Genomic DNA, 14,308 nt, shown 5'->3' with positions numbered 1-14,308 from the left:
TTCAAGATCGACCACCCGTCTTGGCCGCCTTAGCCGTGTCCCACCACCAAAGTGTGGGAAAGCCCGAAACGCCGTATTTGGGCAAAGGCTCCGGACGACTGAAACGGTCCCAGCGCGCGGCGCGTTGAAATCCGCCGGCGAATTGCGGGACGACGTAGGCGTTCCAGAGCAAGACCCGATCCAGCGCCTTGCAACTCGCGACCAGGTCGGCGCGGTCCTTTGCAAAGATAATGCGCTCGATCAGGGCATCGACCGCGGGATTCTTGATGCCGGGAATATTGCGCGAACCGGGCCGGTCCGCGGATTCCGACCCGAAGAAATCGCGCTGCTCGTTGCCCGGTGACAGCGACTGTCCCCAAACGGTCGTCACGATGTCGAAGTCGAAACTGCGCAAGCGGTTCTGGTATTGCACGCTGTCGACCGTGCGGATGTTCACGGTGATGCCGAGCCGCTCAAGGTAGGGCTTGTAGAAGAGGATACTGCGCTCGTCACCCTGGGCCTGGCTCAGGAACTCGACGCTGACGGGCTGACCTGCCGCATCGACCAGCTTGCGATCGCGCGTTTCAAACCCTGCTTCCTTGAGGAGGCGCGTGGCTTCACGAAGATTGTTGCGAGCCGCGTCGTCATTACCGCCAACCGGATTCTTGTACGGCGTCGTGAACAGTTCGGCAGGCACCTTGTCGCGCAGCGATTCGAGAATTTTCAGTTCCGCGCCTTCCGGGAGACCAGTGGCCATGAATTCGGCGATACCGTCGAAATAGCTGTTGTCGCGGTGGTATTCCCCGTTCGAGAGCAGTCGGTCCGACGTCTCCCAATCGTAGGCAAAATTGAAAGCACGGCGCAGCCTGACATCGGCAAATAGCGGCCGGCGAAGGTTGAACGCGTAACCCTGCATCCCCCCCGAACTCGAATTGACGAATTTTTCCTTGATGACCCGCTTGTCGCTCACCGCGGGAAAATCGTAGGCGGTCGACCATTGTTTGCCGCTACGCTCGGTAAACCAGTCCAGCTGGTCGCCCTTGAAAGCCTCGCGTCCGACGGTATCGTCGCGAAAGAATTCATACCGGATCTGTTCGAAATTGTTCTTTCCGACCGATACCGGAACGTCCTTGCCCCAATAGTCGGGGACGCGCTCCAGCACGACCGATCGGCTCGCGACAAATTCCTTGACGCGATAGGGTCCCGACCCCAGCGGAATCTCCAGCGTGGTCGCGGTCACGTCACGCTTGCGTCCCTGGGGGTCATTTCCTTCCCACCAGTGCTTGGGCAGCACGGGAAGTTCGCCGGCAATGCTTGGCAGCTCGCGATTCCCGGGACCATCGAAGGTAAACTTGATCTCACGGTCGCCGACCTGCTCGGCCTTGACGATATGCTGGTAGTACGTGCTGTACATCGGACTGTTCTTTTTCATCACCTCGAACGAGTAGATGACATCATCCGACGTCACGGGCTTGCCATCGTGCCAGCGCGCGGCCGCGCGCAATCGGTAGATGACATACGAAAAATCGTCGGGGTATGCGGCAGCCTCCGCGAGCAATCCGTAGGCGGTCGACGGTTCATCGAGCGACCGGGTCGTCAGTGTCTCGGAGATCAGCCTGACCCCGTCAGCCAGTGATCCCTTCAGCCCATCGACCACAAGATTGAAGTTGTCGAAGGTGCCGAGTTCGAACATGCGGACGACGCCGCCCTTGGGCGCGTCGGGATTGACGTAGTCGTAACGTTTGAAATCGGCGGGGTATTTGATGTCGCCAAAGGTCGATACGCCGTGCCGCCATTTCAGTCCGTCCGGCGCGGATTGCGCATGCGCCGTTCCGATCGCGGAAACATTTGTGTTGAGCCCCAGCGCCGGAGCCATCGCGGCGACCGCGCCGCCTTGCAGGAGATGTCGTCGGGTGATCGCCAAAGGCAGAATTCCTGTTGCTGAGAAGCGCTACTGAGGACCCAATATAAGGCAAGGGTTCGGCAAATTACGTTGCTTTTTCCTCATGATATCAACCGTGGAACAACGCCGGTGCGGCGAAACGTCCCGATAACAACAACGCGATCATCATACGCAAACGGCCAGGCAATGCCTGGCCGTCGTGCCGCAGAAGTCCGTGCAGGACTGTCGAAACGTTATTTCGCCGCCGTCGGCAGCGGGACCGGCTTGTCCGCCAGCGTGGCCAGATAAGCAATCACGTCGGCGCGCTCGCTGTCCTTGCTGATGCCGGCAAAGCCCATCGCGGTGCCCGGAATAAAGGCCTTCGGATTGGCGAGGAACTTGTTGAGGTCGTCAAAGGTCCAGGTGCCGCCCTTGCCCTTCATCGCGGCCGAGAAGTTGAAGCCGGCTTTCCCCTCGCCCTTCTTCTCATTGATGACGCCGAACAGGTTCGGGCCGACGCGGTTGGGGCCACCCTTTTCGAAGGTGTGGCAGGCCGCGCACTTCTTGGCGGCGCCGAGGCCCTTTTCAACCGAAGCGGTCTGCAGCAATTTCTCGATCGGCTCGGACGGCGCCGCCGCTTCCTTGGCTCCGCCGGACGCGGCTTCCTTCACGGCAATCTCGAAGCCCGGCTTTTCCGGCAGATGGGGCGCGAAAATCGCGTTGGCGGCAAAGCTCGTCACCAGGACGAGAATGCAGGTGGCGAGAATGGCGCCGATGATCTTGTTGAGTTCGAAGGAGTCCATAGTGGCTCAGGCTCCAGGCCTTAAAGGATCGACTTAAAGGCCGGCAAAACGGCCGCGGTTTAGCCTCAGGAATCAGGCTTTCGCGCCGCACCCTCAGCAGGGTTGAGATATCGGTTTGCCCGGGCTCTGGCAACCCGTATAAACGCCCCGACTTTCCGCCAATCCCCATTATTTCCGGCCTGTTTTCGCTAGCCCGTGACCTCGCGCCCGATGACCGAAACCCGCAACCTGGTGCTGATTCCCGCCCGCATGGCCGCCACAAGGCTGCCCGGCAAGCCGCTATTGGATATCGGCGGGGTGCCGATGATCGTCCATGTGCTGCGGCGGGCGGAAGCCGCCAACATCGGCCGGGTCGCGGTCGCCACCGACACGGCGGAAATCGCCGCCGCCGTGACGTCCCATGGCGGCCTAGCCGTCATGACCCGCCCCGAACACCCTTCGGGATCGGACCGGATTTACGAGGCGCTGAGAACCCTCGATCCCGAGGGCAAGGTCGAGATCGTGGTCAATCTGCAGGGTGATTTTCCAACCATTTCGACCGACAACATCCGCGACGTGCTGCCGCCGCTTGCCGACCCCGCGGTCGATATCGCAACGCTGGCGGCCGAGATTCACACCGAGGAAGAAGCCAACAATCCGAATGTGGTGAAGGCGGTCGGCTCGCCGATCGCCCCGCGAAGGTTGCGCGCGCTTTATTTTACCCGGGCAACGGCGCCCACCGGCGTCGGGCCGCGCTACCATCATATCGGCCTCTACGCCTACCGCCGCGCTGCGCTGGAGCGTTTTGTGGCGCTGCCGCCCTCGCCGCTCGAACAGCAGGAGAAACTCGAGCAGCTCCGGGCGCTGGAAGCCGGCATGCGGATCGACGTCATGATCGTGGACACGGTCCCGCGGGGCGTCGATACCCCGGCCGACCTCGAAACCGCCCGCCAGATCCTGGCCAAAACCTGAACGGCTGATACAAGGCCCCAGAAAGACGACATGACAAGCAAGCTGAAAATCGCGTTCCAGGGCGAACCTGGTGCCAACTCCCATATCGCCATCGTCGAGGCCTATCCGGACGCCGAGCCGTTGCCGTGCCCGACCTTCGAGGACGCGCTGGCCGCGATCGCCTCGGGGGATGCGGATCTGGGGATGATCCCGATCGAGAATTCGGTCGCCGGCCGCGTCGCTGACGTCCATCATCTCTTGCCGCAGTCCGGACTGGTCATCGTCGGCGAATGGTTCTTGCCGATCCATCACCAAATGATGGCGCCGCGCGGCGCCAAGCTCGCGGATATCAAGACCGTCGAGAGCCACGTCCACGCGCTCGGCCAGTGCCGGCGCATCATCCGCAAGCTCGGCATCAAGCCGATCGTCTCGGGCGACACCGCAGGCTCAGCCCGCATCGTCGCCGAACGCGGCGACAAGAGCTGCGCGTCGATCGCGTCCCGGCTCGCCGCCGAGATCTACGGCCTCGATATCCTCGCCGAGGACGTCGAGGACGAAACCCATAACACCACGCGCTTCGTGGTGCTGGCACGCGAGGCCAAATGGGCTGAAGCGGGATCGGGGCCGCTGGTCACCACTTTTGTTTTCCGGGTGCGCAATTTGCCCGCCGCGCTCTACAAGGCGCTCGGCGGCTTTGCCACCAACGGCGTCAACATGACCAAGCTGGAAAGCTACATGGTCGACGGCGAATTCTCCGCCACGCAATTCTACGCCGATGTCGACGGGCATCCCGAGGACAAGGGCCTCGCATTCGCGCTGGAGGAGCTGAAATTCTTCTCGCGCGAATTCCGCATCGTCGGCGTCTACCCGGCGCAACCGTTCCGCCTGACGTTCAGCGAAGCGACGGATTAGGATTGGTCCCAGCCTCTCAACGCGTCGTCCCGGCGCACGCCGGGACCCATACCGCGTGATCCATCGATAAGGCAGGCTGGCTGACGACTTTCGCAGAACGAGCGTCGGTGGCTATGGGTCCCGGCCCCCGTGCGCAATTGCGCACTAGGCCGGGACGACGGAAACTTTTTACGCCGCCTCTTTGCTGCTGAGCCCGAACGCATCCGCGAGCAGGCTATACGATTTCTTGCGCGCGTCGTGGTCGTAGACCGCGGTGATGATCATCAGCTCATCCGGCTGGCTTGCCGTGATCATCGGCCGCAGCTTGGCCATCAGCGTCGCCGGGCTGCCGACGAACAGCCGCGAGCGGTTGCGCGTGATCGAGGCCCGCTCCGCGTCCGAATAGGGATAGGCGAGCGCCTCCTCGACGCTCGGCAGCGGCAGATACTGGCCGCGGTCGCGGCGCAGGCGATTGAGATCCATCGAGGAGGCGAGCTTTTCGGCCTCCGCGTCGGTTTCGGCGGCAACGGCTGCGATCGCCAGAATGCCGTGCGGCGCCGGGCGCCAGCCCGATGGCTTGAAGCGCGCGCGGTAATGCGTCATCGCCTCGATCGCGTCATAGGAAGCGAAGTGATGTGCGAACGCGAAGCCCATGCCGACCTGGGCGGCGAGTTCCGAACTGTAATCGCTGGAGCCAAGCAGCCAGATCGGCGGCAGCGGCGAGTCGTCCGGCATCGCCACCACGTTGTTGTAGGGATGGCCGGCCGGGAAATCGCGGGTCTCCCACAGGATCAGCTCCTGCAGCCGTTCGAGGAAATCGTCGCCCTCGCGTTTATCGAGCCGGCTGCGCAGCGCATACGCCGTCGCGCCGTCGGTGCCCGGCGCGCGGCCAAGGCCGAGATCGATGCGGCCGGGGAACAGCGCCTCCAGCATCTTGAAGCGTTCGGCGACCACCAGCGGGGCGTGATTGGGCAGCATCACGCCGCCGGAGCCGACGCGGATGTTTTTCGTCACCGCCGCGATCTGTCCGATCATCAGATCGGGCGCGGGGCTCGCGACCGAGGCGAGGTTGTGATGCTCGGCGAGCCAGTACCTGACATAGCCGAGCCCGTCGACATGGCGTGCCAGATCGATGCTGTTGCGCAAGGCCGCTGCGGGTTTGGTGCCTGTGGTGACAACGGAGAGGTCGAGGACTGAAAGCGGGATCATGGCGCTAAGCTAGTGCGGCAGGTGGAAGCGACAAAGGCCCGGCGCGCGCAGATCAGGCCCGCGCTTCCAGGGACGGAGATCAGGACTCGACGGTTGTTTGGTGGGACACGATACAATACATCGGATCGCTATCCATCCTGCCCACAAACTGGTTCAGCGACGGGCAGGAGCTCCACGGGCACATGCCCTTGTATTATCTACTATTTTTTACAAAATCTCTGAGAATCCTGCTGCCCATCATCCTGTTGTAACGACCTTAAATTTCGATATTAATGTAATAATTGGGCAAATTCCCATCTCTGATGGGCTATTGGGACGGCCTCGTTTGGCCTATTTTAGCTGATGGCCGCTAGGCCTGATGCCCGTCCGCCTGTGGAGCCTGTGAGTGCCATGACCGAAGTTACGTCCGCCGCGTCCAACAGTCACCGCGCGCTGCAATCGCCAAAAATCTCCTTTGAGTTCTTCCCGCCGAAGACCGAGGAGATGGAGCGCTCGCTCTGGGAAACCATCAACCGGCTGGCGCCGCTTGCCCCCAATTTCGTGTCGGTGACCTATGGCGCCGGCGGATCCACGCGGGAGCGCACCCATTCGACCATCGCCCGCATCCTGAAAGAGACCAATTTGACGCCGGCCGCGCATCTGACCTGCGTCGGCGCGCCGAAGGGCGAGATCGACGACGTGGTCGCGCGCTATCACGAGATCGGCGTTCGCCACATCGTGGCGCTGCGCGGCGACCCCACGACCGGCATCGGCACCGCCTACAACGCGCATCCCGACGGCTATCAAAGCTCGCCCGACCTGATCGCCGGCATCAAGAAGCGCTACCCCGATTTTGAAATTTCGGTCTCGGCCTATCCGGAGAAGCATCCGGAGAGCCCGAACCTCGACGCCGACATCGACACGCTTCAGGCCAAGGTCGATGCCGGTGCGGCGCGCGCCATCACCCAGGTGTTCTTCGATAACGACCTTTATCTGCGCTACCTCGACCGGGTCCGCGCCCGCGGCATCAACATCCCCGTAGTGCCCGGCATCATGCCGATGCACAATTTCAAGCAGGCGCGCAACTTCGTGACCCGCGCCGGCACCACCGTGCCGTCCTGGCTGGCGGACAAATTCGAAGGGCTCGACGACGACGCCGAGACGCGAAAGCTCGTCGCGGCCACCGTTGCCGCCGGGCAGGTGCAGAAGCTGGCAAAACAGGGCGTCGACACCTTTCACTTCTACACCATGAACCGCGCGGACCTTGTGTTCGCGATCAGCCATTTGCTGGGCATCCGTCCCCATGGCGCACAGAAAGCTGCCTGATCCGATGACCGTAGCTGTGTCCCCGAAGCGAACCGCCCTGCTCGCGGCTGCCCGCGAACGCATCCTGGTGCTCGACGGCGCCATGGGCACCATGATCCAGGGCCTGCAATATGACGAGGCGGCGTTCCGCGGCGAACGCTTCAAGGATTTCCACCGCGACGTCCGCGGCAACAACGATCTGCTGATCCTGACCCAGCCGCAGGCGATCGAGGACATCCACGCCGATTATTTGCGCGCCGGCGCCGACATCGTCGCGACCAACACCTTCTCCTCGACCTCGATCGCGCAGGCCGATTACGACATGTCGGATCTGGCCTACGAACTCAACCGCGATGGCGCGCGGCTCTGCCGCAATGCGGCCGAACGCGTCACCGCCGAGGACGGCAAACCGCGCTTCGTCGCCGGCGCGCTGGGGCCGACCAACCGCACCGCCTCGATCTCGCCTGACGTGTCCAACCCCGGCTACCGCGCCGTCACCTTTGACGACCTGCGCAAGTCCTATGGCGAACAGATCAACGGCTTGCTCGACGGCGGCGCCGACCTGCTGCTGGTCGAAACCATTTTTGACACACTGAACGCCAAGGCGGCGCTCTACGCGATCTCGGAAATCTGCGAGCAACGCGGCATCGACGTGCCCGTGATGATCTCGGGCACCATCACCGACAAATCCGGCCGTCTCCTGTCCGGGCAATTGCCGGAAGCGTTCTGGAATTCGGTGCGGCACGCCAAGCCGATCACGATCGGCTTCAACTGCGCGCTCGGCGCCGAGGATCTGCGCGCCCATATCGCCGATATCGGCCGCGTCGCAGATACGCTGGTGTGCGCCTATCCCAACGCCGGCCTGCCCAATGAGTTCGGCCAGTATGACGAGAGCCCGGAATTCATGGCCGGACTGATCGGCGAGTTCGCAGCTGCGGGTCTCGTCAATATCGTCGGCGGCTGCTGCGGCACCACGCCCGCCCACATCGCGGCGATTGCGGCGGCCGTCGCCCCGCACAAGCCCCGAATCGTTCCCGAGATCGAGCCGCGTCTGCGGTTGTCCGGCCTGGAGCCGTTTGAGCTCACGCCCGCGATCCCGTTTGTAAACGTCGGCGAGCGCACCAACGTCACGGGTTCGGCGAAATTTCGCAAGCTGATCACCGCCGGTGACTACACCGCCGCGCTTCAGGTCGCGCGCGACCAGGTCGAGAACGGCGCCCAGATCATCGACGTCAACATGGACGAAGGCTTGCTGGATTCCGAAGCCGCGATGGTGACGTTCCTCAACCTCGTCGCCGCCGAGCCCGATATCGCCCGCGTTCCTGTGATGGTGGACTCCTCGAAATTCAGCGTGATCGAAGCCGGCCTGAAATGCGTTCAGGGCAAGCCGGTGGTGAATTCGATCTCGATGAAGGAGGGCGTGGAGAAATTCATCCACGAGGCCCGCATCGCGCAGCGCCATGGCGCCGCCGTCGTGGTGATGGCGTTCGACGAGGTCGGACAGGCCGATACGTTTGCGCGCAAGACCGAGATCTGCAAACGCGCCTATGACATCCTGGTTGGCGAACTCGGCTTCCCGCCCGAGGACATCATCTTCGACCCGAACATCTTCGCGATCGCAACCGGCCTCGAAGAGCACAATAATTACGGCGTCGACTTCATCGAGGCGACGCGCTGGATCCGCAAGAACCTGCCGCATGCGCATATTTCCGGCGGCGTCTCCAACCTGTCGTTCTCGTTCCGCGGCAATGAGCCGGTGCGCGAGGCGATGCATTCGGTGTTCCTGTATCACGCCATCAAGGCCGGCATGGACATGGGCATCGTCAATGCCGGGCAGATGATCGTCTATGACGATATCGACCCCGAGCTGCGCCAGGTCTGCGAAGACGTCATCCTCAACCGCGACCCCGGTTCTTCCGAGCGGCTGCTGGCGCTGGCGGAGAAATTCCGCGGCAAGGAGAAGCAGACCAAGGAGCAGGATCTGGCCTGGCGCGAATGGCGCGTCGAGAAGCGGCTTTCCCACGCGCTGGTGCACGGCATCACCGAATATATCGAGGCCGACACCGAAGCGGTGCGGCAGACCGTCGAGCGGCCGCTCAACGTGATCGAAGGCCCGCTGATGGACGGCATGAACATCGTCGGCGACCTCTTTGGCGACGGCAAGATGTTCCTGCCGCAGGTGGTGAAGTCCGCCCGCGTGATGAAGCAGGCGGTGGCCTATCTGATGCCGTTCATGGAAGAGGAGAAGGCGCGCAACCTCGCCAATGGCGTCACCAGCAACGGCGGCCGCAACGCCGCGGGCAAGATCGTGCTCGCAACCGTGAAGGGCGACGTCCACGACATCGGCAAGAACATCGTCGGCATCGTGCTGCAATGTAACAATTTCGAGGTGATCGACCTCGGCGTCATGGTGCCCGCATCCAAGATCATCGAGACCGCCAAGGCCGAGGGTGCCGACATCATCGGACTCTCCGGCCTGATCACGCCCTCGCTGGACGAGATGAGCTTCCTCGCCGGCGAGATGCAGCGGCAGGGCATGAACATGCCGCTGTTGATCGGCGGCGCCACCACCAGCCGTGTTCACACCGCCGTCAAGATCGACCCGAACTACAAGGGCGGCCCGGTGGTGCATGTCAACGACGCCAGCCGCGCTGTCGGAGTGGCGTCGTCGCTGCTGTCGCCGGACCGCCGCGAGGCCTATGCCGCCGACATCAGGACCGAATACGCCAAGATTTCCGCGGCGCATTTCCGCGCCCAGGCCGACAAGAAGCGGCTGAAGCTGGCCGATGCGCGCGCCAACGCTGTGAGTATCGATTTTGCCAAGACGCCACCATCGAGGCCGGCGTTCCTGGGCATCCGGAGCTTTGACGCCTATGATCTGGCGGAGCTCGCCGAATACATCGACTGGACGCCGTTCTTCCAGACCTGGGAATTGACCGGGCGTTTTCCGGCCATCCTCGACGATCCCAAGATCGGCGAAGTCGCCCGCTCGCTCTATGACGACGCGCGCAAGATGCTCGATCTCATCGTCAAGGAGAAATGGTTCACGGCGCGCGCCACCATCGGCTTCTGGCCGGCCAACGCTGTCGGCGACGACATCAAGGTGTACGCCGACGATGCCCGCAAGACCGAGATCGCGACCTTCCACACGCTGCGCCAGCAGCTGGAGAAGCGCGAAGGCCGCTTCAATTCGGCGCTGTCGGATTTCATCGCGCCGGCCTCTTCCGGCGTGCCCGACTATATCGGCGCCTTCGTGGTCACCGCCGGGATCGGCGAGGACGTCGTTGCCGACCGCTTCAAGAACGCCAATGACGATTACTCCTCGATCCTGTGCAAGGCGCTGGCCGATCGCCTCGCCGAAGCCTTCGCCGAACGCATGCATGCGCGCGTGCGCCGGGAATTCTGGGGCTACGCGCCGGACGAGACGCTGGCGCCGGATCAGCTGATCCTTGAACAATATGCCGGCATTCGCCCGGCGCCCGGCTATCCCGCGCAGCCCGATCACACCGAGAAGGCGACGCTGTTCCGGCTCTTGGACGCTGAGAATACCGCGGGCGTGAAGCTCACCGAGAGTTATGCGATGTGGCCGGGCTCGTCGGTGTCCGGTCTTTATTTCAGCCATGCTGAGAGTTTTTACTTCGGCGTCGGCAAGATCGAGCGCGACCAGGTCGAGGACTACGCCGCGCGCAAGGGCATGAGCGTCGCCGAGACCGAGCGCTGGCTGGCCCCGGTGCTGAATTATATTCCCTCGCAGGATCAACCGGCGGCGCCGGCACCCGCGCCGATCGCGGCAGTCCCCGCCAACGACGTCGCCTCGCATCCGCCAGGGTGCACCTGCGCGGTGCATCTGGCGTATCGGAAGAAGGCGGTCGGGGCGTAAGGCTTCCCGGCACATACCGCTGTCATCACCGGGCTTGACCCGGTGATCCATCTTCAAGAGACTCTTGTGAAGGTGATGGATGCCCGGATCAAGTCCGGGCATGACAGAGTGTGCCGAGGCCCCATGAAATTCTTCTCCTTCTGGCGATCGCTGGCGAGCTTTCGCGTTCGCATCGCGCTCAATCTGAAGAACCTCCCCGCCGAAGTCGTGTTCGTCGATCTCGACGCCAACGCGCAGCGCGGCGAAGAATATCGCCGCATCAATCCGCAGATGGCGCTGCCGTCGCTGGTGCTGGATGACGGCACCGTGCTGTTCCAGTCGCTCGCGATCCTCGAATATCTCGAGGAGACGCACCCCGCCCCGCCACTGCTGCCATCCGATCCGCGCGGCCGCGCCCGGGTGCGCGGGCTCGCGCAAATGGTCGCCTGCGAAGGCCATCCGCTGCTGACGCCGCGGGTGCGCCGCTATCTCGATCACGAACTGAACTTGCGCGACACCCAGCAGGCCGCATGGCGGCGGCACTGGACGGTCGAGACGCTGGCGGCGTTGGAAGGCCATCTCGCCGGCCACAAGAACACGGGGCGATTCTGCCATGGCGATGCGCCCGGCATGGCCGACATCTGCCTGGTGACCCACGTCACCGCGGCGGTCAATCAGCAGATCGACCTTGCGCCCTATCCTGTCCTGAAGCGCATCTTCGAGACCGCGATGGCGCTGCCGGAATTTGCCAGCGCGCATCCATCGATGCAGCCCGATATGCCGGAAGCGATGCGGAGGAAGGGATGAGCGGGCACACTGTCTCATCACCACCACTCGTCGTCCCGGCGAACGCCGGGACCCATACGCCGCGGCGACTGTTGTTTGCAGAAGGTCTCTAACGCCAGCGCTCTAATCGATGGGCCGCGGCGTATGGGTCCCGGCTCAAGGCCGGGACGACAGCATTGTTGTTGCTGCACTGAACACACCTTCGCGATCTCGCGGCCTGCGACGCCCGAGCTTTGCCAGAAACTTCCTTACCCTCCAATGAGAGGGCGCAGGGAAGACCGGGTGCGCGCTGCACCCGCGGTCTCGCGTGCGGTTTGCACAAAACAAGGTGCACACGAGCATACAGGGCAGCGGAGAACACCCGGCCTTCCCTGCGCAATGGCTTTACGGCTTATGCCGTGATCTCCCCGGAGACGAGTTCTTGGTTGACTCCGTCGCTGCCGTTTCCGCTTGCGCTTCTCCGACAGCTTGACGCCTGCAACGGGCGCCAGGACCACACGGTTTTGCCGTACGCCCGTCCGCGCCGTCGTCTCAGCGCAAACAAGCGTCCACCGCAACCCGCCCAACGTCCGTGACGACGGCCGACGCCCTTCTGAGTAGGACGGGATGGGCAAACACATACGCCTGATTTGTGTTCTGGTAAACAGAAATATTTTTTATTTTGGGGCTTGACACGATTTCCGAAAATGCGAAGTGATTTGCCCGTCGGGTTGTTTTGTCGCAGTCGAAGCAACCCCCTCAATCGTCATTCCCCGATGCGCAATTGCGCATCTGAGGGCTCGCGGAGCGAGAACCCGAAAATCCATTGAGCGACGGCGCATGCGCCCTGATGGGTTAAAATCCCCAACAAGCCCACCAGTGAGCTGGATGACTGAGGACGCATTTTAGATTATCGACCGCCTCTTTGATATCCGCCTCCGCTTCGCGCATCACCTTACCCAGCGCGTAGACAACACAAGAAATAGCGCCCGATTACCCCGGTACTTGGCCGCTGGTCTGGTGCTCTCAAACCCGCCGATAATCGTGGCCCCATAGCGGTCACAGACCCGCCATTCCCACTTGGTCGAGCTTCGCTTGGTAATCAACACTTCCAACACGGTGCGTCCCGCCATCCCCAGTTGCGCACCATCAAGATACCAACGGGCTTTAAGGTGTCGGTTCGCTTTTAGACTCTCAGATGTAGTTTGATGAAAGTGAGTGTTTGAAACAGTGTTTGAAACACGGCGTCTATCGATGTCTCAGTTTGGCAGGTTTGTCACTTTTGTGCCGATGCCGCACGGCTGCCACGTGGTGCTCATTGGTGACGTGATGGCGAGGCCCGCTCGGTCGTTGAGCGATCGGCGGATGTAACTGATCCCAACGCTCCAACAGGACCCCCGGCGGACGATAGCTCACAGCTTTCTTGTACATGGAGCCCAACAAGGGATCGTTTGGCATCGATGTCGCCATAACGGCGATGTTCGGGCAGTCTTGCCGGGCGTATGCTGTTTGGCTGATGACGACACTCCGCCTGCAGGGCGCGCGACAATCACTCCTCAACGTCACAGCACGCATCCGCAGCGGGCCGATCGAGCGTAGGCCAAAAGCCGGGGGTCGGCCTTGGAATGCGCCTCGCAAAAGCGGCCTATGATTTGGGTCACTTTCTCGCTGTAGTCTCGCTGCCAGTGTCCCAGCCCGTGTAGAGCGCTCTCCTGGCAAGCGATCGAGTTGAGATGAAGGATGCGCTCCATGGTACGCAGCGCGCAATCGTGGAGAGTTTGCAGGTCCGGATCGCCCGCATGAGCCAAACTCGGAAACGCATCCCACCACATATAGCAAACACAGTTAAGCGTTCCGGCATCGGCTTCGCTTAGGTGAGATAAACTGGGAGCGCACCGTGGCTCGAACAATTTCGTAAATAGTGCTGCGACAGACTTAACGCAGCGGACACGGTCTTCGACCGGCACATCAGTTGAACAAAACCATCTGTTATCGCCGCTTGCGCTCGTATTCACGAGGTAGGTTAAGCCCTGTGCAATTTGGCTGTCAGCAAATCCCTGTAATGCCGGCTCGGGGTCTTCAAACAGTCGAGTGAAGTAGGATACGGCTTCCACAGGTGGCGGATCCCACCAATCATGGTCCGGATCGAAGTACCAAGGCGCTTGCTGAAAGCGAACTTCGCGTCCAAACGAGTGTTCCAGCCAATCATCAAAAGTGAGTTTTTGCAGGCGCATCACGGAAGCCGCGACCAGTACATCAAGAGGCGATAATCTTGTTGCCTCTCACCGTAGAAGCTCTGAAGTCAGATCAGGTCAATCATTGCCTTCAGCCTTGACCGGCGGCTTCTGCGCGCTCTGAACGCTCTGGCTCAGCGACGCCAGCGCAGTCTTCAGCTCGTCAGAGATGGATGCGATGTCCCGAATGTCTTCGAAGGCCTGAGCGACGCGCTCACTCGCTGATTTCTCGAATGGTTCGAAGCCTTCAGAGATGCGCGGTCCTGCTCCAAGATCTGTGAAAGCGGCCATAGGCCCGAGCAGGAGGATTGCGGTTCCGACGATGCCGATTTTACGGATGTGACGGATTGGCGGTGGCTGCACTAGGCGGTCGTTGGTCATGTCTCCACCTCACGGCGCATAGGCTTGCATCATGCCAATGGTCGCGAACAAACGGTAGATCGGGCGTCGACCATTAGGAGGTACTCCCAAG

10 protein-coding genes are annotated in these 14,308 nt (G+C 62.1%); 5 read left to right on the top strand and 5 right to left on the bottom strand.

Annotated features, from left to right (window positions below; all coding sequences use genetic code 11):
- Position 1 precedes the first annotated feature (1 nt).
- Together JQ611_RS19180 and JQ611_RS19175 are read right to left on the bottom strand one after the other, a co-directional pair.
- Positions 2–1,903 (bottom strand): extracellular solute-binding protein, encoded by a 1,902-nt coding sequence (locus JQ611_RS19180; RefSeq protein WP_212466278.1) that lies wholly within the window; start codon positions 1,901–1,903, stop codon positions 2–4.
- Positions 1,904–2,115: 212 nt separating this feature from the next.
- Positions 2,116–2,664, bottom strand: coding sequence for a cytochrome c family protein (locus JQ611_RS19175; protein ID WP_212466277.1), 549 nt, complete (start codon positions 2,662–2,664; stop codon positions 2,116–2,118).
- A 210-nt stretch (positions 2,665–2,874) separates the two neighbouring features.
- Between JQ611_RS19175 and JQ611_RS19170 the strand changes: the two genes are divergently transcribed.
- Positions 2,875–3,615 carry a 3-deoxy-manno-octulosonate cytidylyltransferase gene (locus tag JQ611_RS19170; protein ID WP_212267021.1) on the top strand — a complete coding sequence of 247 codons (741 nt, stop codon included), beginning with the start codon at positions 2,875–2,877 and terminating at the stop codon, positions 3,613–3,615.
- A 30-nt stretch (positions 3,616–3,645) separates the two neighbouring features.
- The gene (locus tag JQ611_RS19165; RefSeq protein ID WP_212466276.1) at positions 3,646–4,506 is read left to right on the top strand and encodes a prephenate dehydratase; all 861 of its coding nucleotides are present in this window, start codon (positions 3,646–3,648) and stop codon (positions 4,504–4,506) included.
- Positions 4,507–4,674: 168 nt separating this feature from the next.
- On the opposite strand, the gene JQ611_RS19160 is transcribed toward JQ611_RS19165, so the two are convergent.
- Complete coding sequence (locus tag JQ611_RS19160; RefSeq protein ID WP_212267016.1) at positions 4,675–5,694, bottom strand: LLM class flavin-dependent oxidoreductase; 1,020 nt, start codon at positions 5,692–5,694, stop codon at positions 4,675–4,677.
- A 390-nt stretch (positions 5,695–6,084) separates the two neighbouring features.
- Here JQ611_RS19160 and metF point away from each other — a divergent pair, with 390 nt between their 5' ends.
- From metF to maiA, 3 genes are all read left to right on the top strand, one after another.
- On the top strand, positions 6,085–6,999 hold the full coding sequence (gene metF / locus JQ611_RS19155; protein WP_212466275.1) for a methylenetetrahydrofolate reductase [NAD(P)H]: 915 nt from the start codon (positions 6,085–6,087) through the stop codon (positions 6,997–6,999).
- Positions 7,000–7,003: 4 nt separating this feature from the next.
- The gene (gene metH, locus JQ611_RS19150; RefSeq protein WP_212466332.1) at positions 7,004–10,858 is read left to right on the top strand and encodes a methionine synthase; all 3,855 of its coding nucleotides are present in this window, start codon (positions 7,004–7,006) and stop codon (positions 10,856–10,858) included.
- Between the two features lie 123 nt (positions 10,859–10,981).
- The gene (gene maiA, locus JQ611_RS19145; protein WP_212466274.1) at positions 10,982–11,644 is read left to right on the top strand and encodes a maleylacetoacetate isomerase; all 663 of its coding nucleotides are present in this window, start codon (positions 10,982–10,984) and stop codon (positions 11,642–11,644) included.
- A gap of 1,520 nt (positions 11,645–13,164) precedes the next feature.
- Here the strand turns inward: maiA and JQ611_RS19140 are convergent.
- Both JQ611_RS19140 and JQ611_RS19135 read right to left on the bottom strand, forming a co-directional pair.
- Entirely contained in the window at positions 13,165–13,836 is a 672-nt protein-coding gene (locus JQ611_RS19140; RefSeq protein WP_212466273.1) for a hypothetical protein, read from the bottom strand.
- Between the two features lie 78 nt (positions 13,837–13,914).
- Positions 13,915–14,217: a hypothetical protein gene (locus tag JQ611_RS19135; protein WP_212267176.1), complete on the bottom strand. Its 303-nt coding sequence runs from the start codon at positions 14,215–14,217 to the stop codon at positions 13,915–13,917.
- Between the last annotated feature and the right edge of the window lie 91 nt (positions 14,218–14,308).

It is taken from the genome of Bradyrhizobium sp. AUGA SZCCT0182 (assembly GCF_018130185.1).
In the GTDB taxonomy this organism is placed as follows: domain Bacteria; phylum Pseudomonadota; class Alphaproteobacteria; order Rhizobiales; family Xanthobacteraceae; genus Bradyrhizobium.
The sequence above is the reverse complement of the archived record's forward strand: the minus strand, read 5'-3'. Positions and strand labels throughout refer to the sequence as shown.

Excerpts from the sequence above, each read along its gene's own strand:
- JQ611_RS19140 (WP_212466273.1), bottom strand. The coding sequence starts at position 13,836 with ATGCGCCTGCAAAAACTCACTTTTGATGATTGGCTGGAACACTCGTTT.
- metF (WP_212466275.1), top strand. The coding sequence starts at position 6,085 with ATGACCGAAGTTACGTCCGCCGCGTCCAACAGTCACCGCGCGCTGCAA.
- JQ611_RS19175 (WP_212466277.1), bottom strand. The coding sequence starts at position 2,664 with ATGGACTCCTTCGAACTCAACAAGATCATCGGCGCCATTCTCGCCACC.
- JQ611_RS19165 (WP_212466276.1), top strand. The coding sequence starts at position 3,646 with ATGACAAGCAAGCTGAAAATCGCGTTCCAGGGCGAACCTGGTGCCAAC.
- JQ611_RS19170 (WP_212267021.1), top strand. The coding sequence starts at position 2,875 with ATGACCGAAACCCGCAACCTGGTGCTGATTCCCGCCCGCATGGCCGCC.
- JQ611_RS19135 (WP_212267176.1), bottom strand. The coding sequence starts at position 14,217 with ATGACCAACGACCGCCTAGTGCAGCCACCGCCAATCCGTCACATCCGT.
- maiA (WP_212466274.1), top strand. The coding sequence starts at position 10,982 with ATGAAATTCTTCTCCTTCTGGCGATCGCTGGCGAGCTTTCGCGTTCGC.
- JQ611_RS19160 (WP_212267016.1), bottom strand. The coding sequence starts at position 5,694 with ATGATCCCGCTTTCAGTCCTCGACCTCTCCGTTGTCACCACAGGCACC.
- metH (WP_212466332.1), top strand. The coding sequence starts at position 7,004 with ATGACCGTAGCTGTGTCCCCGAAGCGAACCGCCCTGCTCGCGGCTGCC.